The sequence below is a fragment of the Streptomyces sp. SDr-06 genome (assembly GCF_003324565.1).
Taxonomy (GTDB): Bacteria; Actinomycetota; Actinomycetes; order Streptomycetales; family Streptomycetaceae; genus Streptomyces.
The window spans coordinates 262,033-286,212 of the sequence record NZ_QOLA01000004.1 but is presented as its reverse complement, the minus strand read 5'-3'; the positions used below and the strand labels follow the sequence as shown (position 1 = coordinate 286,212).

The window sequence follows — 24,180 nt, the reverse complement described above, 5'->3', positions numbered from 1 at the left end:
CCTACCCCCTACAGCAGTCCGACGGCGGTGTCGACGGCCGCCGCCACGTCGCCGTCGGCCGGATAGAGCAGCGAGCGCCCGGCGACCAGGCCCTGCACGGTGGGCAGTCGCAGCGCGCCGCGCCACTTCTCGAAGGCGGCCTCCTGGTCGTCCCCTATGTCCCCGCCGAGCAGCACGGCGGGCAGCGTGCTGGTGGCCATGACCTCGGCCATGTCGTCGGCGTTCTCGGTCACCGGCACCTTCAGCCAGGTGTACGCCGAGGTCCCGGCCAGGCCCGAGGCGATGGCGATGGAGCGGATGACCGCCTCGGCCGACAGGTCGTTGTGGACGCGGCCATGAATTCTGCGGCAGATGAACGGCTCGACAAATACCGGGAGTTGATGTTCGGCCATCTCATCGATGGCACGGGCCGCGGCGTGCAGGGTGTCGAGCGAGCCCGGGTCCTGGTAGTCGATCCTGAGCAGCAGCTTGCCCGCGTCGAAGCCGAGCCGGGCCAGGTCCTTCGCGCGGTGGCCGGTGAACCGGTCGTCGAGTTCGAAGGCGGCTCCGGCGAGGCCGCCGCGGTTCATGGAGCCGACGACCACCTTGTCGTCGAGGGCGCCGAGCAGCAGCAGGTCCTCCAGGATGTCGGCGCTGGCGAGCACCCCGTCGACGCCGGGCCGCGACAGGGCGAGGCGGAGCCGGTCGAGCAGGTCGCCCCGGTCGGCCATGGCGAGGGCATGGGCGCCGACGCCGAGCGCGCCCCGGGCCGGGTGGTCAGCGGCGATCACCATGAGCCGCCCGCCGTCGCCGCGCAGGAGCGGTCTGCGCACCCGGCGCCGGGCGGCCTCGGCGACGGCCTCGGGGTGGCGGGCCCGGATCCGCGCGAGCCCGGCGGGACCGGAGTCGGTGCTCACGCCCGGCCGCCTTCCAGGACGCGCTCGACCTCGGCGGGGAACGGCATGGCGGAGGAGCACGCGAGCCGGGAGGCGACGATGGCTCCGGCGGCGTTGGCGTACCGCATGACGCGTTCGAGCTCCCACCCGGCGAGCAGCCCGTGACAGAGCGCCCCGCCGAACGCGTCGCCCGCGCCGAGCCCGTTGACCACCTCGACCGGCACCGGCGCCACCTCGGCGACGGTGCCGTCCCGGTGCACGGCGAGCACCCCCTTGGGCCCCTGCTTGACGACGGCGAGCTCGACCCCACCCCCGATCAGCGCCTCGGCGGCGGCCCGCGGCTCCCGCACCCCGGTGGCCACCTCGCACTCGTCGAGGTTGCCGACGGCGACGGTGGCGAGGCCGAGCGCCTCCCGGTAGTTGCCCCGAGCCTCCTCGGGATCCCCCCAGAACATGGGCCGCCAGTCGAGGTCGAAGACGGTGAAGCGAGCCGCGCATTCAGCTCCTCCGGCGTTCGAGGAGCGGGGGTCCGGGGGCAGCGCCTCCGGCGCACGGCCCGCACCCGGGAAACTCCGCGCCCGCAGCGCGGCCAGCGTCGCCCCGCGGCTGGGCTCCGCGCACAACCCCGTCCCGGTCACCCAGAAGATCCGCGCCCCCCGGATCGCCTCAAGGTCCAACTCCCCCTCCCGCAGCTCCAGATCGGGCGCCTTGGGCAGCCGGTAGAAGTACAGCGGGAAGTCGTCCGGCGGAAACACCTCGCAGAAGGTGACCGGCGTGGGCAGCCCGTCCACGGGGGTGGCCCAGCGCGCGTCCACCCCGAACTCCCCCAGCTCCGCACGGAGATAGTCCCCGAAGGGATCGCGCCCGGTACGGGTGACGACGGCGGTGCGGCGGCCGAGCCGGGCCGCGGCGACCGCCACGTTGGAGGGCGAGCCGCCGAGGAACTTCCCGAACGAGGTGACCTGCGCGAGCGGGACCCCGGTCTGGAGGGGATAGAGGTCGACACCGATCCGCCCCATGGTGATCACGTCGTACGGTCCGCCGGACCCAGCACCGGAAGCGGGGCCGCGCTCCGCGGTGGAGCCGGGCCGCGCGTCCCCGGGGTCACGCCCGCGGCCGTGCTCGGTGGAGTACGGAGCCTCGTCCATGCACGTCCCCTCGGGTCGCCGGATCGCCGGTGCCCCCAGGTCTAGCCGCCTCCTGCCACCCCTGTCAATCTTTTGTCCTTACATTCGGACGTGGCCTTGACACTCCTCGCGCACCCCCGGAAGGCTGGCTGCCATGACGACGGCGAAGACCCGCATCCGGATCGGTTCGGCCCCCGACTCCTGGGGCGTCTGGTTCCCCGACGACCCTCGCCAAGTCCCCTGGCAGCGCTTCCTCGACGAGGTCGCCGGGGCGGGCTACCGGTGGATCGAACTCGGACCGTACGGCTATCTGCCCACCGATCCGGCACGCCTCGCCGAGGAGACCGGCCGGCGCGACCTGCGGGTCTCGGCCGGGACCGTCTTCACGGGGCTGCACCACGGCCCGGCGGTGTGGGAGCGGACCTGGGCGCACGTGTCGCGGGTGGCCGCGCTCACCCAGGCGATGGGCGCCCGGCACCTCGTGGTCATCCCGTCGTTCTGGCGCGACGACAAGAGCGGCGAGGTCCTGGAGGACAGCACCCTGACCGCCGCGCAGTGGCGCGACCTCGCGGGTCAGACCGAGCGCCTGGCCCGCGAGGTGCGGGACCGCCACGGCCTGCGGGTCGTGGTGCACCCGCACGCGGACACCCACATCGACAGCGAGGAGAACGTGGCCCGCTTCCTGCACGCCACCGACGCCGACCTGGTCTCGCTGTGCCTGGACACCGGGCACTACGCGTACTGCGGCGGCGACAGCGTCAAGCTGATCGAGACGTACGGGGAGCGGATCGGCTACCTCCACCTCAAGCAGGTCGATCCGGAGGTGCTGGCCCACGTGCGGTCCGCCGGAACGCCGTTCGGGCCCGCCGTCGCGCAGGGCGTGATGTGCGAGCCGCCGAAGGGGGTGCCCGCGCTCGAACCGGTCCTGGCCGCCGCCCAGAACCTGGACGTCGACCTCTTCGCGATCGTCGAGCAGGACATGTACCCGTGCGATCCGGACGCCCCCCTCCCGATCGCCGAACGCACCCGCGCCTTCCTGCGCTCCTGCGGGGCTTGACATGACCCTGGGCATCGCCGTCATCGGAACCGGCCATATGGGCGCCGACCATGTGCGCCGCATCGACTCCGTCATCGGCGGCGCCCGCGTGGCCGCCGTGGCCGACCTGGAGCCGGAGCGCGCCGATGCCGTGGCCCACGGCATCGAGGGGTGCGCCGTGCACACCGACCCGGGCGCCGCGATGGCCGCGCCCGGCGTGGACGCCGTCCTGATCGCCTCTTCGGGGCCTGCCCACGAGGCGGCGCTGCTCGAAGCCTTCGCGCGCGGACTGCCGGTCCTGTGCGAGAAGCCGCTCACCCCGGACCCGGCGGGCACCCTGCGCATCCTGGAGGCCGAGCAGCGGCTCGGCCGCCGACTGGTCACGGTGGGCTTCATGCGCCGCTTCGACCGGGAGCACCAGCAGCTCCAACGCACCTTGGAACAAGGCGCGTTGGGCCGGGCCCTGATGCTGCACTGCCGCCACCGCAACGCGTCCTCGCCCTCCTTCTTCACCACCGAGATGCTGATCCGCGACTCGGTGGTGCACGAGGCGGACGCCACCCGCTGGCTGCTCGGCCAGGAGATCACGGCCGTCCAGGTGCTGCGCCCGCGCCCGTCCTCGTACGCGCCGCAGGGGCTCGGCGATCCCCAGCTGGTGCTCTTCGAGACGTCCGGCGGGGTGGTGGTCGACGTCGAGATCTTCGTCAACTGCGGCTTCGGGTACGAGGTGCGGTGCGAGGCGGTGTGCGAACGCGGCACCGCCTCGATCGGCGAGAGCGGCGGGCTGGTGACGCGGGCGGCGGGCGGGGCGAGGCAGGACGTCCCGCAGGACTTCACGGTCCGGTTCGCCGAGGCATACGACCGCGAGGTGCAGGCGTGGGTGGACGCGGTCCGGCGGGGCCGCGCCGAGGGGGCGAGCACCTGGGACGCCTGTGCGGCGGCGCTGGTCTGCGAGGCGGGGGTGCGCGCACAGCGGACGGGAGAGCGGGTCGAAGTGGAGCTGCCCGAGCGGCCCGCGCTGTACGAGTAGGCCGGGCGGGACAGCACGCACAAGGAGCCGGCGGGCACTTCACCCATTCGCCCCAACCACCCTGTTCGCCCGATGCGTTACAAGGATCTCCCTCCCGTCACACATGTCTCGATTACGCGGGTCTTGCGTCACAGGCGGTCGACAGGAGCCACCCTGCCCTCACTCTCCGTCGTTCAACGGGCACAGGCTGAGTGATCGCCAAGCGTTCGCGTCGCAGCTCCCCCGACGACCTTCCGGCCGCCGCTGCGACGTACGCAGGGAGGTGCCCCACATGACCGACCGCAGGCTCTGGTCCTACAAAGAAATCGCCGCGCACATCCGGGTGCAGCCGGACACCGTGCGCTCCTACCGCAAGCATGGGCTCCTGCCCGCGCCGGACCTGGTGGAGAACGGCAAGCCCTACTGGTTCGCGGACACGATCCGGGCGTGGGTCGCCCGGCGCCCCGGCAACAGAGGCCGCCGCGACCTGTGACCCGGCCACGCGGGCGGCCCGCGCCCCGGCCGCCCGCCCGGTAGCGGCGCCGAAGGGGCGGAAACACCCGTTCACCCTGTTCTCGGCGGGCACCCCCGTCGTTATCACCCTGACACAGGCTCGCTTCATACCCCCCAGGGGTATAGTCTGTGGGTGTGAGGGTGCCCCGGCTTCCCCGTGGCCCTCTGATGCACCATGGATCCGTACGCCCGTGAAGAGGAGAACGCCATGACCGCCGAGATCGAGACCCCCGCCGCGACCGGTTCCTGCTGCTCGCCCGCCGGTGGCTGCCACAGCGGAGAGGCGACCGACGTCCAGGTGGGCGCCGTCACCACCGTCTACCGGGTGTCCGGCATGACCTGCGGCCACTGCGAGGGTGCGGTGTCCGGCGAGCTCTCCGGGATCGAGGGCGTGAGCTCGGTGAAGGCCGTCGCCGCCACCGGCGAGGTCACCGTGATCTCGGTCGCCCCGCTCGACGAGGAGACGGTCCGCGCCGCCGTCGACGAGGCGGGCTACGAACTGGTCGGCCGCGCCTGACCCCGCCCCCCTCGAACCGCCTCGGGCCGCACCCGGCCGGCCTCCGCCGGCTCCGTGCGGCCCGGCCCCTTTCTGGAGCTGATCGTGCGCACCCCCGACCCCGCTCAGCAGGTCGAACTCACCATCGGCGGGATGACCTGCGCGTCGTGCGCGGCCCGCGTCGAGAAGAAGCTGAACCGGATGGAGGGGGTTTCCGCCACGGTCAACTACGCCACGGAGAAGGCCCGGGTCGCCTTCGAACCCGGGGTGGCGGTGGCGGACCTGGTCACGACGGTGGTGAAGACGGGCTACACGGCCGAGCCCGTGCAACCCCCCGCAAAGGAGTCGGCATCGTCGGACCCGGCGCCGGTCCGGGCAGCTCCGGCCCGCCACGGGAGGTCTCCCCTGGCCCTTGAGGCCTTGGGGGAGATTGAGGACGAGCGCCCTTCAGGCGCGAAGGGGGTCGGGGGCGAAGCCCCAGGAACGGCCACCGGGCCGCACCCGGGAAGCAATCCGAGCGGGGATTCGGGGGCAGAGCCCCCGGAGGCCACCACCGGGCCGCCCCCGGGTGATGACCCCGGCACGACGCGGCCGGCCACGCCAAGAGCGCGGCTGATCGTCACGGCCCTCCTCTCCGCGCCCGTCGTCGCGCTGGCGATGATCCCCCCGCTCCAGTTCGACAACTGGCAGTGGCTCTCGCTCACCCTCGCCGCGCCCGCCGTCGTCTGGGGTGGCCTCCCCTTCCACCGGGCGGCGTGGACCAACCTCCGGCACGGCGCCGCCACGATGGACACCCTCGTGTCGACCGGCACGCTCGCGGCGTTCGGCTGGTCGCTGTGGGCGCTGTTCTTCGGCACGGCGGGCAGGCCCGGCATGCGCCACGGGTTCGCCTTCGCCACCGGGCGCGGGGACGGCGCCGGGACCATCTACCTCGAAGTCGCCGCCGGGGTCGTCACGTTCATCCTGCTCGGCCGCCATCTGGAGGCCCGCGCCCGACGCAGGTCCGGCGCCGCCCTGCGCGCCCTGATGGAGCTGGGCGCGAAGGACGTCGCCGTGCTGCGCGACGGGGCCGAACTACGCGTCCCGGTGGGCCAGTTGCGTACCGGTGACCGGTTCGTGGTGCGGCCCGGCGAGAAGGTGGCCACGGACGGGACCGTCGTGGAGGGCGCCTCGGCGGTGGACGCCTCGATGCTGACCGGCGAGTCCGTCCCGGTGGACGTGGGCGTGGGCGACGCGGTCACCGGCGCCACGGTGAACGCGGGCGGCCGCCTCGTCGTGGAGGCGACCCGGGTCGGCGCGGACACCCAGCTGGCCCGCATGGCCCGCATGGTGGAGGACGCCCAGAACGGCAAGGCCGCGGTGCAGCGCCTCGCGGACCGCGTCGCGGGCGTCTTCGTGCCGGTGGTCCTCGCGATCGCGCTGGTCACCCTGTCGGCCTGGCTCCTGGTCACCGGCGACGCCACCGCCGCCTTCACCGCCGCGGTCGCCGTACTGATCATCGCCTGCCCGTGCGCGCTCGGCCTGGCCACCCCGACCGCCCTGATGGTCGGCACCGGCCGCGGCGCGCAGCTCGGCATCCTGATCAGGGGCCCGGAGGTGCTCGAATCGACCCTCCGGGTGGACACCGTCGTCCTCGACAAGACGGGCACGGTGACCACCGGCCGGATGAGCCTGCACGAGGCGTACGCCGCCGAGGGGGTCGACGAGAAGCAACTGCTGCGCCTGGCCGGTGCGCTGGAGCACGCCTCGGAGCATCCGATCGCCCGCGCGATCGTGGCCGGAGCCGAGGATCGGGCCGGGGTGCTGCCGCCCGCCGAGGATTTCCGCTCGCTGCCCGGCCGGGGCGTGGAGGGCGTGGTCGAGGGCCACCGCGTGTATGTGGGCCGGGACAGCGCCCTTGAGCTGCCGCCCGGGCTCGCCGCGGCCCGGAGCGCCGCCGAGGCCGAGGGGCGTACGGCGGTCGTCGTCGCGTGGGACGGGGCGGCGCGGGGCGTGCTGGCCGTGGCGGACGCCGTGAAGGAGACCAGCGCCGAGGCCGTCGCCCGGCTGCGGGCGCTGGGGCTCACCCCCGTCCTGCTCACCGGCGACAACCGGACGGTCGCCGGGGCCGTGGCCGCGGCGGTCGGCATCGCCGCGGACGCCGTGTACGCGGAGGTCCTGCCCGAGGACAAGGCCGCCGTCGTCCGGCGCCTCCAGGAGCAGGGCCGCGTCGTCGCCATGGTGGGGGACGGCGTCAACGACGCGGCCGCTCTGGCCGTCGCCGATCTGGGTCTGGCCATGGGGACCGGCACGGACGCGGCGATCGAGGCCGGTGATCTCACCCTCGTCCGCGGTGACCTGCGGGTTGTCGCTGATGCGATCCGGCTGTCGCGGCGCACCCTGGCCACCATCAAAGGCAACCTTTTCTGGGCATTCGGCTACAACGTGGCCGCGCTGCCACTGGCCGCCGCCGGCCTGCTGAACCCCATGATCGCGGGCGCGGCTATGGCGTTCTCCTCGGTGTTCGTGGTAACCAACAGCCTACGGTTGCGTTCCTTCACCTGACCTCCACAAAGAGATCTAGATCACAGAGGTTTTGAGGTAACCATCGGGAGGGGTCGGGAGTCTAAGTGGGCGATGCCACGGATGTCTTGGGGGACGTCCATGGAATGTCTTGGGGGACGTTCCAGGCAACGCGTTGGCCGGGGCACGTACGTCGGGAGCTTTGAGCGGCCCACCCGACAGGTACGTACCCCGGCAGACCGCCTAGACGCCCGGCTCGGATCCCGTGGGGGGAATCCGCACCGGGAAACAGGGAAGCGCCCCGTCTGCCGACCCGTGGGGGGATCGGCAGCGGGGCGCTTTCCGCTGTACTGGGCGCGAACTGCCCGCGTTCCGGCGGGAGTTCGGCAGGCGTCGGCCGGTACGAAGTCGCGCAGGACCTCACCGGGGCCGCCAGGTCGGCCCGGGGGCAGCCCCCGGACCCGGGCGATCGGGGTCAGCGACCCTCGACCGGCACGAAGTCGCGCAGGACCTCGCCCGTGTAGATCTGGCGCGGGCGGCCGATGCGGGAGCCGGGCTCCTTGATCATCTCGTGCCACTGGGCGATCCAGCCCGGCAGGCGGCCGAGGGCGAACAGGACCGTGAACATCTCGGTCGGGAAGCCCATCGCGCGGTAGATCAGACCCGTGTAGAAGTCCACGTTCGGGTACAGGTTGCGCGAGACGAAGTAGTCGTCGCTCAGCGCGTGCTCTTCCAGCTTCAGCGCGATGTCGAGCAGCTCGTCGGACTTGCCGAGGGCCGAGAGGACATCGTGCGCGGCAGCCTTGATGATCTTGGCGCGCGGGTCGAAGGACTTGTACACCCGGTGGCCGAAGCCCATCAGGCGGACGCCGTCCTCCTTGTTCTTCACCTTGCGGATGAAGGAGTCCACGTCGCCGCCGTTGGCCTGGATGCCTTCCAGCATCTCCAGGACGGACTGGTTGGCGCCGCCGTGCAGGGGGCCCCAGAGGGCGCTGATGCCGGCCGAGATGGAGGCGAACATGTTCGCCTGCGACGAGCCGACCAGGCGCACCGTGGAGGTCGAGCAGTTCTGCTCGTGGTCCGCGTGCAGGATGAGCAGCTTGTCGAGCGCCGAGACGACGACCGGGTCCAGCTCGTACTCCTGGGCCGGCACCGAGAACGTCATGCGCAGGAAGTTCTCGACGTAGCCGAGGTCGTTGCGCGGGTAGACGAAGGGGTGGCCGATCGACTTCTTGTACGCGTACGCCGCGATCGTCGGCAGCTTGGCGAGCAGCCGGATCGTGGACAGGTGGCGCTGCTTCTCGTCGAACGGGTTGTGGCTGTCCTGGTAGAACGTGGACAGCGCCGAGACCACGGACGACAGCATCGCCATCGGGTGGGCGTCGCGCGGGAAGCCGTCGAAGAACCGCTTGACGTCCTCGTGCAGCAGCGTGTGCCCGGTGATCTCGCTCTTGAAGCTGGCGAGCTGGTCGACGGTCGGCAGCTCGCCGTTGATCAGCAGGTACGCGACCTCGACGAACGTCGAGCGCTCCGCCAGCTGCTCGATCGGGTACCCGCGGTAGCGCAGGATGCCCTGCTCACCGTCCAGGTAGGTAATGGCGGATTTATAGGCGGCCGTGTTGCCGTATCCGCTGTCGAGGGTGACCAGTCCGGTCTGGGCTCGGAGCTTCCCGATGTCGAAGCCCTTGTCGCCGACGGTGCTGTCGATCACCGGGTAGGTGTACTCGCCATCGCCGAACCGCAGTACTACAGCGTTGTTCGCGTTCTCGCTCACGTCATCCCTCACCGACGTAGTGCCTCTTCTTCGAGGTGCCCTGACTGTCTCTACCATCCCCCATTTGGCTCAGCAGAGTGCACTCGGGGTCGCCCATTGGGCTTATTCACGGCACTCAGTGCCGTCAACCTGCTCATCCTGCCCCGTTCGCCCCACTTAGGAAAGTCCTGGGTGATCTTTCACACCAAAGTGCCCCCTGACAGCCGGTGCGCGAGTGCGGTAAAGCGTCTGCCTGCGGAGACGGTACGCACCGCCTGACCGATCGCCTTGCGGGACCCCACCAGGACGACGAGCTTCTTGGCGCGGGTCACCGCCGTGTAGAGCAGATTGCGCTGGAGCATCATCCAGGCGCCGGTGGTGACCGGGATGACGACGGCCGGGTACTCGCTGCCCTGGGAGCGGTGGATGGTCACCGCGTAGGCGTGGGCCAGCTCGTCCAGCTCGTCGAAGTCGTACGGCACCTCCTCGTCCTCGTCGGTGCGGACCGTCAGGCGCTGGTCGTCGAGGTTGAGCGCGGTGACCACGCCGACGGTGCCGTTGAAGACGCCGTTGGCGCCCTTCTCGTAATTGTTGCGAATCTGGGTGACCTTGTCGCCGACGCGGAACACCCTTCCACCGAACCTTTTCTCCGGCAGGTCTGGCCGGGCGGGTGTGATCGCCTGCTGGAGCAGCCCGTTGAGGGCCCCGGCGCCGGCCGGGCCCCGGTGCATCGGGGCGAGCACCTGGATGTCGCGGCGCGGGTCGAGGCCGAACTTCGCGGGGATGCGGCGGGCGGCGACGTCGACGGTGAGGCGGCCCGCGTCCTCCGTCTCCTCCTCCACGAACAGGAAGAAGTCGTCCAGGCCCGAAGTGATGAGCTGCGAGCCGGAGTTGATGCGGTGCGCGTTGGTGACGACGCCGGACTGCTTGGCCTGCCGGAAGATCCGCGTGAGCCGCACGCTCGGCACCGGGCCGCCCTCGGCGAGCAGGTCGCGCAGCACCTCCCCGGCGCCGACCGAGGGCAGCTGGTCGATGTCGCCCACCATGAGCAGGTGGGCGCCGGGGGCCACCGCCTTGACCAGCTTGTTGGCGAGCAGCAGGTCGAGCATGGAGGCCTCGTCGACGACGACCAGGTCCGCGTCCAGCGGCCGGTCCTTGTCGTACGCCGCGTCGCCGCCCGGTTTCAGTTCGAGCAGGCGGTGCACGGTGGAGGCCTCGGCGCCGGTCAGCTCGGCCAGGCGCTTGGCGGCCCGGCCGGTCGGCGCGGCGAGCACCACCTTGGCCTTCTTGGCGCGGGCGAGCTCCACGACCGAGCGGACCGTGAAGGACTTGCCGCACCCCGGGCCGCCGGTGAGCACCGCGACCTTGCTGGTCAGGGCGAGCTTGACGGCTTCCTGCTGCTCGGGCGCGAGCTCGGCGCCGGTGCGCCCGGCTAGCCAGCCGAGCGCCTTGTCCCAGTCGACCCCGGCGAAGGACGGCATCCGGTCCTCCCCGGTCCGCAGCAGCCGCCCGACCTGGGCCGCCAGCGACAGTTCGGCGCGGTGGAACGGCACGAGGTAGACGGCGGCGACGGGCTCGCCCCCGTCGGGCCCGGGCACCTTCTCCCGTACGGCGCCCTCTTCGGCGATCAGCTCGGCGAGGCACTCGATGACCAGGCCGGTGTCGACCTGGAGCAGCTTCACCGAGTCGGCGATCAGGCGCTCCTCGGGCAGGAAGCAGTGGCCCTGGTCGGTGGACTGGGACAGCGCGTACTGCAGGCCCGCCTTCACGCGCTCCGGGCTGTCGTGCGGGATGCCGACGGCCTGGGCGATCCGGTCGGCGGTGAGGAACCCGATGCCCCAGACGTCGGCGGCGAGCCGGTAGGGCTGGTTCTTCACGACCGAGATCGAGGCGTTCTCGTACTTCTTGTAGATGCGCACGGCGATCGACGTGGAGACCCCGACGCCCTGGAGGAAGACCATGACCTCCTTGATGGCCTTCTGCTCCTCCCAAGCGGCGGCGATCTTCTTGGTCCGCTTGGGACCGAGCCCCGGCACCTCGATCAGGCGCCCGATGTCCTGCTCGATGATGTCCAGGGTGTCCGCGCCGAAGTGCTGCGTGATGCGGTCGGCGAAGACCGGGCCGATGCCCTTGATCAGACCGGAGCCGAGGTAGCGGCGGATGCCCTGGATGGTGGCGGGCAGGACGGTCGTGTAGTTCTCCACGGTGAACTGCTTGCCGTACTGCGGATGGGACCCCCAGCGGCCCTCCATCCGCAGCGACTCGCCGGGCTGCGCGCCGAGCAGCGAGCCGACCACGGTGAGCAGGTCGTTGCCGCCGCGGCCGGTGTCGACCCTCGCGACCGTGTACCCGCTCTCCTCATTGGCGTACGTGATCCGCTCGAGGACCCCCTCCACCACGGTCGCACCCACGAGACTGCCCATGCCCCGACGCTACCGTCCCGCACTGACAACACCGCCACGCGCGGCGGGAGTCCGGGAGGCGGAGGCCAAGTCAAGGGGGCCCGGTCCGTCGACCGGGCCCCTCGATTCCCTCCCCGTCAGCGCTTCCCGAAATCCCCCCGGATCCCTCCCCTGAAGCACTGACGCCCCTTAGACCTCCGTCACCCCGGAAGGGTTGCACGACTGCGGGCGGTAATTTTTTCCCGGCCTCCGAGGCGCGGCCGGAACCGGGCCCCGCTTCAGGCCCGCAGGAATCCGTCTCCGTGCGTGGCGATGTGGGCCTCCAGGGCCGAGAGGGCCTGCTGGGTGGCGTCCGGGGTTCCGCTGCCGCGGCGCTCGGCGTAGTACGCGGCGCCGAGTTTCTTCAGCAGGTCGTTGCCCGCGCGCTGCTGCTGGACCTCGTCCACCTTCTGCTTGCCCTGGTTCAGTGCGCTCTGCGCCTGCTCCTTGGCCCGGTCGAGAAAACCTGCCATGACTGCCTCCGATCGTGTCCCGGCATCACTTCCCCCATCCTGGCCCCCCATGCTCCAAGCCCCCCCGATCAGCCCCCTGAGCCTCCGCCCCAGACCCCGCATCGCGCCTAAAGGGCGCTCGTCCTCAATCGCCGGACGGGCTGAGGTTGCCCATGCGGGCCAGGACAATGCCGCCAAGGGGCGCGGGGAACTGCGCGAGCAAGCGGGCACGGCAGACGGACGAAAGGGGGTTGGGGGCGCGGGGAACTGCGCGAGCGACCCCGCACGGTCCGCAGGCGCCCTGGGGCCCCGCCCCAGACCCCGGTTCGCGCCTTAAGGGCGCTCGTCCTCAATCGCCGGACGGGCTGAGGATGCCCATGCGGGCCAGCACGATGCCGCCAAGGGGCGCGGGGAACTGCGCGAGCAGCCGCGCACGGTCCGAGGGCGAACCACAAGCCCCCGCGCGCAGCGCGGACTTCAAGAGGCGCGCGGAACGTGACGGGGGCGGGGTCAGCGCGGGCGGGCCGGGCCCGTGGAGGCCCGGACCATCAGCTCACCGTGCACCGTCGCGATCCCCCCCGGCGGCACCCCCTCAAGACCCAGCGCCAGCCGCCCCGCCCGCGCCCCCGCCTCGGACAACGGCAGCCGCACCGTCGTGAGCGCCGGGACCGCGTCCGCGCTGAAGGGAAGGTCCACGAAGCCCGCCACCGAGACGTCCTCGGGGACGGAGAAGCCCCGGTCCCGCAAGGCCGCGCACGCCCCCAGCGCGACCGTGTCGTTGGCGGCCACCACGGCCGTCAACTCCGGCTCCCTGCGCAGGAGTTCCAGCGCCGCGTCGTACCCCGAGCGCCGGTCGTACGAGCCGTGCACCACGAGGTGGTCGAGGTCGAGGCCCGCGGCGTCGAGGGCGGCCCGGTGGCCCTCCAGGCGGTGCCGGGTCGTGGTGCGTTCGGGGGGCCCGGCCACGTAACCGATCCGGCGGTGGCCGAGGCCGAGGATGTGGTCCGTGAGGCGCCGCCCGCCGCCCCGGTTGTCGAAGGCGAGGGTCGCGCGGACGCTGTCGCCGGGCAGCGGCGGCCGGCCGCACAGCACGATGCGAGTGCCCGCGTCCGCGAGCCGCGCGAGCTTCGCGCCGACGGCCGCCGCGTGCGCCGGGTCCTCCAGGGCGCCGCCGGTCAGGATGACGGCGGCCGCGCGCTGGCGCTGGAGCAGCGTCAGATAGGTGAGTTCGCGTTCCGGTGAGCCCCCGGTGTTGCAGATGACGGAGAGCTTCTCGCGGGCCCCCCGCTCCTCACCGATCGCGGCCTGGGCCGCGCTCGCCATGATCCCGAAGAACGGGTCGGCGATGTCGTTGACCAGGATGCCGACCAGGTCCGAGGTGGCCGCGGCGAGCGAACTCGCGGGCCCGTTCAGGACGTAGTCGAGCTCGTCGACGGCGCGCAGCACCCGCTCACGCGTGGCCGCGGCCACCGGATAGTTGCCGTTCAGGACCCGCGAGACCGTCGCCGGGGACACCTGGGCCCGGGCCGCCACATCCGCCAGGGTCGCTGTCATCTCTGCCTCCGAACCGGTCGGGCCCCAGTGGCGCCGTTCAAGCATTCGGCCCCTTGTCCGAGGCGCTGTGCGCAGGCTAGCGTCCTACCCCGTAGAAAGCGCTTGCTATCCATGAACGACCCGGTGCCGACCCGGTTGGCATCGGCTGCGCCCCGACTCCGCTTCACCTCGCCCACCCGCCCCCTGCCCCCGGGCTCGAACCGCCCCACGGCCCAAGGGGGACCCGCATCTCGCACAGCCCGGAGGGATCACATGACGGCACGCAGGACCGTGCGGATCGCCATGAACGGCGTCACCGGACGCATGGGTTACCGCCAGCACCTCGTACGTTCCCTCCTCGCCCTGCGCGAGCAGGGCGGCCTCGACCTCGGCGACGGCACCGCCCTGTGGCCCGAGCCGGTCCTGGTCGGCCGCCGCGAGCACGCGCTCAGGGCGATGGCCGAGCGGCACCGCCTCGCCGAGTGGTCGACCGACCTGGACGCGGTCCTCGCCGACCCGACCGTCGACATCTACTTCGACGCCCAGGTGACCTCCGCACGCGAGGCCGCGCTCGGGAAGGCCGTGGCGGCCGGGAAGCACGTCTACACCGAGAAGCCCACCGCCACCGGCCTGGCCGGCGCGCTCGACCTCGCCCGGCGCGCCCGGGACGCGGGCGTCAAGCACGGCGTCGTCCAGGACAAGCTCTTCCTGCCGGGCCTGCTGAAGCTCAAGCGCCTGATCGACGGCGGCTTCTTCGGCCGGATCCTGTCCGTGCGGGGCGAGTTCGGCTACTGGGTCTTCGAGGGCGACTGGCAGTCCGCCCAGCGCCCGTCGTGGAACTACCGGCGCGAGGACGGCGGCGGCATCGTCGTGGACATGTTCCCGCACTGGGAGTACGTGCTGCACGAGCTGTTCGGCCGGGTCACCTCCGTGACCGCGCACACCGCCACCCACATCCCGCAGCGCTGGGACGAGCAGGGCAAGCCGTACACGGCGACCGCCGACGACGCCGCGTACGGGATCTTCCAGTTGGAGGGCGGCGCGGTCGCGCAGATCAACTCCTCCTGGGCGGTGCGCGTCCACCGCGACGAGCTGGTCGAGTTCCAGGTGGACGGCACCGAGGGCTCGGCCGTCGCTGGCCTGCGCGACTGCCGGGTCCAGCACCGCGTTTCGACTCCCCGGCCGGTCTGGAACCCGGACCTGCCCGCCACCGAGCCGTTCCGCGCGCAGTGGCAGGAGGTGCCGGACAACGAGGTCTTCGACAACGGCTTCAAGGCGCAGTGGGAGCTGTTCCTGCGGCACGTCGCGCTGGACGAGCCGTACCACTGGGACCTGTTCGCCGGGGCGCGCGGCGTCCAGCTCGCCGAGCTGGGCCTGCGCTCCTGCGCCGAGGGCCGCCGCCTCGACGTGCCGGAGATCGCGCTGTGAGCCTGCTGCTTCCGCGCGCCGACGGCACGACGCGGGCGTACGAGCCCCGCGCGACCCCGCTCGCGCTGCCGCCGGGCCCGGCGCCCCTCTCCCGTACGGTCTTCTCGGCCGCGCACGTCGTCGCCGACCCGTACGCGGACATCTCGCCGGACTCGCCCGCCGCGATCGACTGGGACGGCACGCTCGCCTTCCGCCGCCACCTGTGGTCGCACGGGCTCGGCGTCGCGGAGGCGATGGACACCGCGCAGCGCGGCATGGGCCTGGACTGGCTGGCCGCGGCCGAGCTGATCGCCCGAAGTGCGGCTGAGGCGAAGGCGGTTGGCGGGCTCATCGCGTGCGGGGTGGGTACGGACCAGCTCGGCCCGACCGGAACGCTCGCCGAGGTGCGGGCCGCGTACGAGGAGCAGCTCGCCGTCGTCGAGGGGGCCGGGGCGCAGCCGATCCTGATGGCCTCGCGCGCCCTCGCGGCGGCGGCCCGCTCCCCCGAGGACTACCTCACGGTCTACGCCGACCTGCTCCGCCAGGCATCCAAGCCGGTGATCCTGCACTGGCTGGGCCCGATGTTCGACCCCGCGCTCGACGGCTACTGGGGCTCGGCCGACCTGGACGCGGCCACGGACACCTTCCTGGAGGTCATCGCCGCGTATCCCGACAAGGTCGACGGCATCAAGGTCTCGCTCCTCGACGCCCGCCGCGAGGTGGAGCTGAGGCGCCGCCTTCCGGACGGCGTACGGTGCTACACCGGCGACGACTTCCACTATCCCGAGCTGATCGCGGGCGACCAACAAGGCTTCAGTCACGCCCTGTTGGGCATCTTCGACCCCCTGGGCCCGCTGGCCGCGCAGGCGGTCCGGGTCCTGGACAAGGGCGACACCGACGCCTTCCGCGCCCTGCTCGACCCGACGGTCCCGCTCTCCCGCCACCTCTTCCAGGCGCCCACCCGGTTCTACAAGACCGGCGTGGTGTTCCTGGCGTGGCTGGCCGGGCACCAGGCGCACTTCACGATGGTGGGCGGCTTCCAGTCGGCGCGGTCGCTGCCGCATCTGGCGCGGGCGTACGAACTGGCCGACCGGCTCGGCCTGCTCCCCGACCCGGCGCTGGCCCAGTCCCGCATGAGGTCCCTCCTGGACGTGTACGGAGTAGCCCAGTGACCCCTTCCCACTATTCCCCCTGTTCCCCCTCTTCCCCCTCTTCCCGCTTCAGCATCAACCAGATGACGGTGAAGCAGCTGTCCCTGCCGGGGCTGGTGGACGCGTGCGTACGGCTCGGGGTGCGGGGGGTCGGGCTGTGGCGCGAGCCGGTCGCGGAGTACGGGCTCGACGCGACGGCCAAGCTGGTGCGGGCGGCGGGTCTTGAGGTCACCACGCTGTGCCGGGGCGGCTTCCTGACGGCGCTCGACCCGGCCGACCGGGCCGCCGCGCTCGCCGACAACCGGGCCGCGATCGACGAGGCGGCGACCCTGGGCACGGACACGCTGGTACTGGTCTCGGGCGGGCTCCCGGCCGGATCGAAGGACCTGGTCGGCGCGCGGGAGCGGGTCGCGGAGGCGCTGTCCGCGCTGGGGCCGTACGCCGCCTCGCGGGGGGTGCGCCTCGCCATCGAGCCCCTGCATCCGATGTTCGCCTCCGACCGGTGCGTGGTGTCCACGCTGGACCAGGCGCTGGCCCTGGCCTCGCGCTTCCCCCCTTCCCAGGTGGGGGTCGTGGTCGACACCTACCACGTCTGGTGGGACGACACGGCTCCGGCGGCCGTGGCCCGGGCGGGGGCGGCGGGTCGCATCCACGCGTTCCAACTGGCGGACTGGGTCACGCCGTTGCCGGCGGGCGTCCTGAAGGGACGTGGTCAGCTGGGGGACGGCTGTGTCGATTTGGCGCGGTGGCGTTCGCTGGTCGACTCGGCGGGGTATGCGGGGCCGATCGAGGTGGAGCTGTTCAACGAGGCGCTGTGGGCGGGGGACGGGGTGGCCCTGCTGCACCAGACCGCCCACCGCTTCACAACCCTGTCGTAACCCCCACCCCTGAGGCTCCGCCCCAGACCCCGTTCGCGCCTAAAGGGCGCTCGTCCTCAAACGCCGGACGGGCTGAGGATGCGCATGCGGGCCAGCACCATGCCGCCAAGGGGCGCGGGGAACTGCGCGAGAAGCGAGCACGGTCCGCAGCCGAATGACACCCCCGGAGGGTCTCGGGAAGGGGCGGGGTGGGGAAAGGATCTCATAGCGAAGGGAACACCATGCAGCTCGCTCTCTCCACCCTCGGCCTCCCCGACACCCCCCTCCCCACCATCGCCCGGCTCGCAGCCGAATCCGGCTACCAAGGCGTAGAACTCCGCACGCACCCCGAAACCGACGTCCACCCCCACCTCACCCCCACCCGAAGAAGGGCCATCACCACCGAATTCAAGGCCTCCGGCATCGACATCCTGGCCCTCGCCACCTACGCCCGAGTCGCAGACCCGGACGACACCACGGACATCCCGCACCTCCTGGACCTCGCAGGGGACTTGGGGGCGAGATACATCCGCGTCTTCCCGGGCGGCAGAAGCACCGCCGGGGACGACGACACAGCCGTCCGCAGACTGAAGGAGGCCGCCCGACAAGCGACCGGCACGGGCATCCGCATCCTCCTCGAAACCCACGACTCCCACCGCACGGGCGAGGCCACCGCCCGCGTCCTGAACCGCGTCGGAGACGAGAGCGTCGGCGCGCTCTGGGACGTCCTGCACACCTGGCTCGGCGGCGAGACCCCGGCCGAGTCCTTCGCCCACCTGGCCCCCCACCTCGGCTACGTACAGGTGAAGGACGTCGCGTCCGCCGAGGACACCACCCCCCTCCCCCTGGGCACCGGCGTCCTCCCCCTCACCGCATGCCTCGCCCCGCTCCCGCCGGACGGCTGGCTGTGCTGGGAGTACGAGAAGCGGTGGTATCCGCGGGCCGCGCCCCTGCCAGGGCTCCTCGCCGCAGGACGCGACCACCTCGCCCGCCTGACCGCGCCAGCGACGTAGCCCCACCCCGCCCACCAGCAGCGACATGGCCTCAATCAGTCGTCGGCCTCGCCGCCGACGTCTTCTGCCTCGTGCAGCCGGGCATCCAAGTCGCTCACCCAGGCGTTCGCCCACACTCGCAGATCGGACAACTGCTCCGGACCGAGTCCGTAGTCGGTGAAGTCCTCGTCGTCCCACCATTCGGCGCCTGCCAGGCGGTCGCGGAGCTCCTGGAGGCTGAACTCGAAACGGGCGTGCCGCCGACCGAGCGTTTCGAGGTCGGCGTTGCTGCGCTGACGCGACGCCGCGTGGACATCGATCAGGTCTCTCACCGCGCCCCGATCCGCGAGGGCGCGCACCTTGGTACCGATCACGTCATCGAGCGCCAGGACCAGCCCGTACTCGGTGACGGCCGGAGGAGCCCAGAACGCCTCCTTGAGGATGTCCAGCTCGCACTCCTCACCGCTGGCCGGATCGCCGGCGATGAGCCGGCCGGAGAGTGCGCCCGTCTCGATCCGGCGCACACCCCAGCCACGCGCCGCGAGACCGTCACAGACCGTGCGGACGATGTCGGCGATGGGGGCCGGGCTCTCGGTCGCCACGTCGAGGTCCTGGCTCAGACGGTCCACCAGGCCGTGCGCCTGGACGGCGTACCCGCCGGTGATGACCAAGGGGTAGGGCGTGCCGATGGTCAGGACGTCGGCCAGGAGGCGCCGGTGCAGGTCGGTCAGGTTCACGCGGCCCGCGTGCTTCCGGCCGTCGCCAGTTCGGGGAAGGCCGCTTCCCACACATGGCGGACCGGGCGGCCGATCAACGTCCGCAGTACGGGCCATTGGGCGACGAGGAGTTCCCGGTCCAGGAAGTCGATCAGGTCCTGGCGCTGGCCCTCGGCCAGGACCGTCCGGTACACGCCCATCCGCGACCTGGTTCCTGCCAGGTCGTAGGAGCGGCGGCCCGACCACGCCACGTGCAGCGGCAGGTCCACCGTGCCGTCGACGGGTCCGGCCAGATCCTCCAGGCGAGCGGGCAGCCGCTCGGCGTACTGCGCGCAGAGCAGCTCGAACGCGTTCGCCACCGGGAAACGGGAGGTCACCTCAGCCATTCACCCAGTATGGCCCGACAGCCTTGGGACGGTCACCGTGAACATCCGGGCCCGGGGCGCGAACCGACAGCCCGCGCGCCCGGTCCTCCCCCTCACCGCATGCCTCGCCCCGCTCCCGCCGGACGGCTGGCTGTGCTGGGAGTACGAGAAGCGGTGGTATCCGCGGGCCGCGCCCCTGCCAGGACTCCTCGCCGCAGGACGCGACCACCTCGCCCGCCTGACCGCGCCAGCGACGTAAGCCCCACCCCGCCCACCAGCAGCGCCGCCGCGCACCAGCGCAGGGGTGTCACCGACTCTCCCAGGAGCAGCGCCGCCGAGGACATTCCGAACACCGGCACCAGCAGGCTGAACGGCGCCACCGACGACGCCGGGTACCGGCGCAGCAGCATCCCCCACGCCCCGAACCCGAACACCGTGCTGATCCACGCCACGTACACCAGCGCCCCCGCCCCGCTCCAGTCGAACCCCGACAGCGCCTCCGCGTCCCGGCCCGGCCCCTCGAACAGGAGGGACAGGACGAGCAGCGGGAGTACGGGGACGACCGACACCCACACCATGAAGTTCAGCGCGTCCGGCGGGGCCGCCCTGCGGGTCAGGGCGTTCGACACGCCCCAGCACGCCGCCGCTCCCACCGTCAGCGCGAAGGCGAGCAGCGGGCCGCCCGTCCCCTCGTCCACCCCCGCCACCACGATCCCCGCCAGCGCCACACCCATCCCCAACAGCCGCACGCCACCGAGCCGTTCACCCAGTACCGCCATCGCGACGACCGCCGTGAACACCGCCTGCACCTGGAGTACGAGGGAGGACAGACCGGCGGGCATCCCCTGGCTCATCCCGATGAACAGCAGCCCGAACTTCGCCACCCCCAGCACCAGACCCACCGCCACGACCCACTTCCACGCGACCTTGGGCCGCCCCACGAAGAACACGGCGGGCAGCGCCGCCACCAGGAAGCGAAGGGCGGAGAAGAGCAGCGGCGGGAAGTGGCCCAGACCCACGTCGATGACGACGAAGTTGACCCCCCAGACGGCGGTGACGAGCACGGCGAGCGCGATGTGTACGGGACGCATGCGTCGAGCATCACCGCCCCCGACCATTCAGCACCAGCGCGGATTCATGGATGATGGGATGAAGCATCGCTTAATCCAGAGGCCCAGGGAGGCTCTCGTGCTCGACCTGGCCCGCCTTCGCGCCCTGCACGCCGTCCACGTCCACGGCTCGGTCGCCGCCGCTGCCGCCGCCCTGGGCTACACGCCCTCCGCGATCTCCCAGCAGATCACCAAGCTGGAACGCGAGACCCGCACGACCCTCCTGGAACGCCGGGGGCGCGGCATCGCGCTCACCGACGACGCCCTCCATCTCGCCTCCGCCGCCCAGGAGTTGCTCTCCCTGGTCGAGCGCACGGAGACCACCCTCGAAGAGCGGCGCGGCCTGCCCACCGGACGCCTCACCATCGGCGCCTTCGCCACGGCCGCGCGCGGGCTCCTCCCGGCCGCCCTCGCCTCCCTCGGCCGCCAACACCCCACCCTGGAAACCCGGTTGTCCGAAGTCGATCCGCACGTCTCCGTCGACCTCGTCGCCAAGGGCGTCATCGACATGGCCGTCGCCCACGACTGGGACATCGCGCCCCTGCCCGCCCCCGAGGGCGTCGAGCACGCGGCCATCGGCGACGACCACTGCGACGTACTGGTCCCGGCGGGCCACCCTCTCGCGACCCGCCCCGTCATCCACCGGCGCGACCTCGTCCGCGAGCCCTGGATCTGCCAGCCGCCCGGCTCGGTCTGCCACGACTGGCTCGTCCGCACCCTGCGCGCCGACGGCCACGAGCCCGACCTGCGTCACCAGGCCGCCGAGTACCACACCCAACTCGCCCTCGTGGCAGCCGGTTTGGGCATCGCGCTCGTTCCACGGCTTGGCCGGGGCCCGCTTCCCGAGGGCGTCGTGGCCCTACGCCTCGACCCGGTCCCGACCCGTCACCTGTACGCCTTGTGGCGCACCGGAGCGGCCCGCCGCCCGGCGATCACGGCAACGGTCCACGCCCTCCGGGAAGCGTGGGAGACCCTCAGCGACCGAGGGCCCCGCCCTTGACCCCGTCCACGAACGACGTCCACGCCCCCGGCCCGAACACCACGGCGGGCCCGGCCGGGTTCTTGCTGTCCCGCACCGGCACGCATGCCGCGCAGCTGTCGCTGAACTCCAGGCAGTCCCCACTGGTTCCGCCGCTGTAGGTCGACTTCCGCCAGGTCGCGTACGCCTCGCTCACTTCGAGGCATTCACCGCTGTCGCCACCGCTGTGGCTGGACTTCCGCCAGCCCGTCAGCACCGATGCGTCGGGCACGATCTGCTCATTGCGCTTCATTCTCGTAATCCTCCGCCACAGACCGCATGAGCGCCAGAGACCTACTGTGCGACAACGCGTCGCCGAGTGCATGGTCGTAGACCTCCTGACACTGCCGCACCACGGACGGAAGCTCCCACACCCTGCCCGTCTTCAGCCCTTCCACGTACGCGATGGGCGGGAGGTCACTGAACCAAAGCAGCGAGACGTGGCCCTCCAACAGGGCATGAGGGCCCGCCTCGTAGGGGAGCACATGGAAGCGGACGCGACGGCATTCACCCAACGCCAGCAGGTGCCGAAGCTGTTCGCACATGACGAGAGGCCCGCCGATGGGGCGCCGCAGCACCGCCTCGTCGAGCATCGTCCACACCACGGGCTTGTCGAAGTCATGGAGAACCCGCCCGCGCGCCAACCGCGTTCCGAGCAGCCGGTCACGTTCCTCATCGCTCTTGGGCGGGTAGCCCGAGCCGAGCACCTCCCGCGCGTACGCTTCCGTCTGTAGGAACCCCGGTACCAGCTTGGGTGCGTACTGGCGAATCACAGTCGCCTGCTGCTCAAACTCCAGCGCCTCAGCGAAGTGTTCCGCGACCACACGACCGTCCAGGGTCGGCAGGAACCGCTCGAAGAACCCGTCGGTCCCCAGCACCCTGTCCAGACGACGGGCATCCTCCAGCGTCGGCCGCCTCCTCCCCGCCTCGATGTGGGCGATGTGCGTGCGCGACATCACCACCAGTTGGCTCAGCTCCTCCTGGGTGAGACCGGCCGCCTCCCGCCGCGCCCTGAGTTCCTCGCCGTACTTGATGCGGGACACCGGGTTGTCCTCGATCGCCACGTCATCAACTCCCCTCTGTGCAGGCTCGATTGTCACGCTCCGTGCACTGTTCAGCGTACGGAACGTGACGCCACGCTGTGAGCGGAACAGCACACACAGTGAGAGGTGGGGCGCGATGGGAGCGCACGGCGTGGGGGCGTACGTCGCCCACACCGGTACCGATGTGTACGGGCCGGGCAAGGTGATCGGCACGGACGGTGACTGGCGGCGCGTTCGGTTCGTGTACTTCGTCGCCTCGGTCGCCGCAGGTGATCTGCGGACCGCCTCTCCGCAGGAGGAAGCGGAGGTACGCGCATGGCTGACGCGGAAGAGCGCCCGGCATGGGGGCAACTGGTAGCGGGGCCCGCCCTGGCGTTGCGGGTGTCGCGGGACGGCGGGCGGACGTGGGAGCCGTACGTCATGCGGCGGCACGGGCTGGAGAGGCTGGAGAGCGAGCCCGCCGCGCGGGACCCGCACCGCGAGGGCGAGGAGGGCTGAAAAGAATTTTGGCGGGGCTGTCACATCTCCGTGGCCCCGGGTGTCAGGGCAGTGAAGGCGAACAACGAAGCAGTCCACTGCCCATGACACAGGAGTCGCAGCCATGCAGGCACGTATGACGAACCCCGCTCAGGTCCTTCCCGGCGCGATGCAGTCCATCCTGGATCTGCTGAACGCCGCCAAGGAGGGCGGGGTTCCCGAGTCCACCCTGGAGCTGGTGCACCTGCGGGCCAGCCAGATCAACGGCTGCGCCCCCTGTGTCTACGGCGGCATGGCCAGCGCCCGTAAGCACGGCGTGAGCGAGGACCAGCTGTCGACGGTCGTGGCCTGGCGGGAGGCCCCGTACTTCAGCGACGCCGAGCGGGCGGCGCTCGCGCTGGCCGAGGCCGCCACCCGGATCGCGGACCGGGCGGACGCGGTGCCGGACGAGATCTGGGACGAGGCGGCCCGGCACTACGACGAGAAGGGGCTCGCCTCGCTCGTCCTCATGGTCGCGGTGACCAACCTCTTCAACCGGCTCAACGCCACGACCCGTCAGGTCGCCGGGGTGACCTGGTAGGGGCGGGGCGCGCGGGAGGCGGGTTCATGAAGCTCACCATCTTCGCGGCGAGCGGCGGGATCGGCCGCCTCGCCCTGCTCCAGGCGGTCGCCGCCGGTCACGACGTGACGGCGGTGGTCCGTGACCCCGCCAAGGTGGCGTCCGACGTCGTCCGTACCGTGGCCGTCGATCTGTCCCGGCCCGACCCGGACGCGCTGCGCACGGCGCTGGCCGGGGCGGATGCGGTCCTGTCGGGCCTGGGCGCGGCCACCAAGGCCGACTTCGGGGTCGCCGAGCGCGGCACCGGGGCCATATGTGAGGCGATGCGCGCCACGGGGGTGCGCCGCATCGTCGTGATCAGTGCCGCGCCGATCGGCACCGTACCGTCGCCGGGGCGGCCGAACCCGCCCCGGCGCGACCCGGGGGACGCGTTCGTGCAGCGGAGCATCGCGTACCCGATCGTGAAGGCGATCCTGAAGAAGCGGTACGCCGATCTCGCGCGGATGGAGGACGTGCTGCGCGCGAGTTCCCTGGACTGGACGGCGCTGCGGCCGCCGCGCCTCAACGACAAGGAGCTGACCGGGCGATACCGCACGGAGGTGGGGCGCAACGTGCGGGGCGGCGGCATCATCTCGCGGGCCGATGTCGCGCACTGCATGCTGGAGGTCCTGGACGATCCGGCGACGTTCGGCCAGACGGTCGGCCTCTCGGACTGACCGGCCCGCCACTTCCGTAACTCCCCTACCATT

The 24,180-nt window shown here is 71.9% G+C and carries 24 protein-coding genes; 13 read left to right on the top strand and 11 right to left on the bottom strand.

The features are described from left to right. Positions 1-8: 8 nt before the first annotated feature. Positions 9-896, bottom strand: a complete 888-nt coding sequence (locus DT019_RS12170; protein ID WP_114036770.1) for a deoxyribose-phosphate aldolase — start codon at positions 894-896, stop codon at positions 9-11. Next, the gene (locus DT019_RS12165) at positions 893-1,894 is read right to left on the bottom strand and encodes a 5-dehydro-2-deoxygluconokinase (RefSeq protein WP_114036913.1); all 1,002 of its coding nucleotides are present in this window, start codon (positions 1,892-1,894) and stop codon (positions 893-895) included. The genes DT019_RS12170 and DT019_RS12165 overlap by 4 nt, the downstream gene beginning before the upstream one ends. Positions 1,895-2,156: 262 nt before the next feature. On the opposite strand from DT019_RS12165, the gene DT019_RS12160 reads away from it, so the two are divergent. The 5 genes from DT019_RS12160 (at position 2,157) to DT019_RS12140 (ending at position 7,600) form a co-directional block, all read left to right on the top strand. Next, positions 2,157-3,059 (top strand): sugar phosphate isomerase/epimerase family protein, encoded by a 903-nt coding sequence (locus tag DT019_RS12160; RefSeq protein WP_114036769.1) that lies wholly within the window; start codon positions 2,157-2,159, stop codon positions 3,057-3,059. A 1-nt stretch (position 3,060) separates the two neighbouring features. Then, on the top strand, positions 3,061-4,068 hold the full coding sequence (locus DT019_RS12155) for a Gfo/Idh/MocA family protein (RefSeq protein ID WP_114036768.1): 1,008 nt from the start codon (positions 3,061-3,063) through the stop codon (positions 4,066-4,068). A gap of 271 nt (positions 4,069-4,339) precedes the next feature. Continuing rightward, positions 4,340-4,540 carry a helix-turn-helix transcriptional regulator gene (locus DT019_RS12150; protein ID WP_114036767.1) on the top strand — a complete coding sequence of 67 codons (201 nt, stop codon included), beginning with the start codon at positions 4,340-4,342 and terminating at the stop codon, positions 4,538-4,540. A gap of 228 nt (positions 4,541-4,768) precedes the next feature. Further along, positions 4,769-5,077, top strand: a complete 309-nt coding sequence (locus DT019_RS12145) for a heavy-metal-associated domain-containing protein (protein ID WP_114036766.1) — start codon at positions 4,769-4,771, stop codon at positions 5,075-5,077. 84 nt (positions 5,078-5,161) lie between these two features. Further along, positions 5,162-7,600, top strand: coding sequence for a heavy metal translocating P-type ATPase (locus tag DT019_RS12140; RefSeq protein ID WP_411292701.1), 2,439 nt, complete (start codon positions 5,162-5,164; stop codon positions 7,598-7,600). A gap of 433 nt (positions 7,601-8,033) precedes the next feature. Here the strand turns inward: DT019_RS12140 and DT019_RS12135 are convergent, their stop codons facing one another. The 4 genes from DT019_RS12135 to DT019_RS12120 all read right to left on the bottom strand — a co-directional run bounded on the left by DT019_RS12135 (position 8,034) and on the right by DT019_RS12120 (position 13,758). Then, positions 8,034-9,332, bottom strand: coding sequence for a citrate synthase (locus DT019_RS12135; protein ID WP_114036765.1), 1,299 nt, complete (start codon positions 9,330-9,332; stop codon positions 8,034-8,036). 179 nt (positions 9,333-9,511) lie between these two features. Further along, positions 9,512-11,734 carry an ATP-dependent RecD-like DNA helicase gene (locus DT019_RS12130; RefSeq protein ID WP_114036764.1) on the bottom strand — a complete coding sequence of 741 codons (2,223 nt, stop codon included), beginning with the start codon at positions 11,732-11,734 and terminating at the stop codon, positions 9,512-9,514. Positions 11,735-11,991: 257 nt separating this feature from the next. Next, positions 11,992-12,225: a hypothetical protein gene (locus DT019_RS12125; RefSeq protein ID WP_114036763.1), complete on the bottom strand. Its 234-nt coding sequence runs from the start codon at positions 12,223-12,225 to the stop codon at positions 11,992-11,994. Between the two features lie 489 nt (positions 12,226-12,714). Beyond that, entirely contained in the window at positions 12,715-13,758 is a 1,044-nt protein-coding gene (locus tag DT019_RS12120) for a LacI family DNA-binding transcriptional regulator (protein ID WP_114036762.1), read from the bottom strand. Positions 13,759-14,010: 252 nt separating this feature from the next. Here DT019_RS12120 and DT019_RS12115 point away from each other — a divergent pair, with 252 nt between their 5' ends. The 4 genes from DT019_RS12115 to DT019_RS12100 all read left to right on the top strand — a co-directional run bounded on the left by DT019_RS12115 (position 14,011) and on the right by DT019_RS12100 (position 18,165). After that, positions 14,011-15,165 carry a Gfo/Idh/MocA family protein gene (locus tag DT019_RS12115; protein WP_114036761.1) on the top strand — a complete coding sequence of 385 codons (1,155 nt, stop codon included), beginning with the start codon at positions 14,011-14,013 and terminating at the stop codon, positions 15,163-15,165. Then, positions 15,162-16,316 carry a dihydrodipicolinate synthase family protein gene (locus DT019_RS12110; protein WP_114036760.1) on the top strand — a complete coding sequence of 385 codons (1,155 nt, stop codon included), beginning with the start codon at positions 15,162-15,164 and terminating at the stop codon, positions 16,314-16,316. Before DT019_RS12115 ends, DT019_RS12110 begins: the two co-directional genes overlap by 4 nt. A 62-nt stretch (positions 16,317-16,378) precedes the next feature. Next, positions 16,379-17,173, top strand: a complete 795-nt coding sequence (locus DT019_RS12105) for a sugar phosphate isomerase/epimerase family protein (protein WP_114036759.1) — start codon at positions 16,379-16,381, stop codon at positions 17,171-17,173. 221 nt (positions 17,174-17,394) lie between these two features. Next, positions 17,395-18,165 carry a sugar phosphate isomerase/epimerase family protein gene (locus DT019_RS12100; RefSeq protein ID WP_114036758.1) on the top strand — a complete coding sequence of 257 codons (771 nt, stop codon included), beginning with the start codon at positions 17,395-17,397 and terminating at the stop codon, positions 18,163-18,165. A 35-nt stretch (positions 18,166-18,200) separates the two neighbouring features. Here DT019_RS12100 and DT019_RS12095 read toward each other — a convergent pair whose 3' ends face one another. The 3 genes from DT019_RS12095 to DT019_RS12085 all read right to left on the bottom strand — a co-directional run bounded on the left by DT019_RS12095 (position 18,201) and on the right by DT019_RS12085 (position 20,316). Continuing rightward, entirely contained in the window at positions 18,201-18,881 is a 681-nt protein-coding gene (locus DT019_RS12095; RefSeq protein WP_114036757.1) for a nucleotidyl transferase AbiEii/AbiGii toxin family protein, read from the bottom strand. After that, entirely contained in the window at positions 18,878-19,246 is a 369-nt protein-coding gene (locus DT019_RS12090; RefSeq protein ID WP_114036756.1) for a hypothetical protein, read from the bottom strand. The genes DT019_RS12095 and DT019_RS12090 overlap by 4 nt, the downstream gene beginning before the upstream one ends. A 92-nt stretch (positions 19,247-19,338) precedes the next feature. Beyond that, entirely contained in the window at positions 19,339-20,316 is a 978-nt protein-coding gene (locus DT019_RS12085; RefSeq protein ID WP_114036755.1) for an EamA family transporter, read from the bottom strand. 97 nt (positions 20,317-20,413) lie between these two features. Here DT019_RS12085 and DT019_RS12080 point away from each other — a divergent pair, with 97 nt between their 5' ends. After that, complete coding sequence (locus DT019_RS12080; RefSeq protein ID WP_114036754.1) at positions 20,414-21,334, top strand: LysR family transcriptional regulator; 921 nt, start codon at positions 20,414-20,416, stop codon at positions 21,332-21,334. Here the strand turns inward: DT019_RS12080 and DT019_RS12075 are convergent. Next, complete coding sequence (locus tag DT019_RS12075) at positions 21,309-21,605, bottom strand: DUF397 domain-containing protein (RefSeq protein ID WP_114036753.1); 297 nt, start codon at positions 21,603-21,605, stop codon at positions 21,309-21,311. The genes DT019_RS12080 and DT019_RS12075 overlap by 26 nt on opposite strands. After that, positions 21,592-22,416 (bottom strand): helix-turn-helix domain-containing protein, encoded by an 825-nt coding sequence (locus tag DT019_RS12070; RefSeq protein ID WP_114036752.1) that lies wholly within the window; start codon positions 22,414-22,416, stop codon positions 21,592-21,594. The genes DT019_RS12075 and DT019_RS12070 overlap by 14 nt, the downstream gene beginning before the upstream one ends. A 294-nt stretch (positions 22,417-22,710) precedes the next feature. Between DT019_RS12070 and DT019_RS39135 the strand changes: the two genes are divergently transcribed. The 3 genes from DT019_RS39135 (at position 22,711) to DT019_RS12055 (ending at position 24,147) form a co-directional block, all read left to right on the top strand. Beyond that, positions 22,711-22,893 carry a hypothetical protein gene (locus DT019_RS39135; protein ID WP_147267301.1) on the top strand — a complete coding sequence of 61 codons (183 nt, stop codon included), beginning with the start codon at positions 22,711-22,713 and terminating at the stop codon, positions 22,891-22,893. 103 nt (positions 22,894-22,996) lie between these two features. Further along, positions 22,997-23,452 carry a carboxymuconolactone decarboxylase family protein gene (locus tag DT019_RS12060; RefSeq protein WP_114036750.1) on the top strand — a complete coding sequence of 152 codons (456 nt, stop codon included), beginning with the start codon at positions 22,997-22,999 and terminating at the stop codon, positions 23,450-23,452. 26 nt (positions 23,453-23,478) lie between these two features. Next, complete coding sequence (locus DT019_RS12055) at positions 23,479-24,147, top strand: NAD(P)-dependent oxidoreductase (protein WP_114036749.1); 669 nt, start codon at positions 23,479-23,481, stop codon at positions 24,145-24,147. Positions 24,148-24,180: the final 33 nt, after the last annotated feature.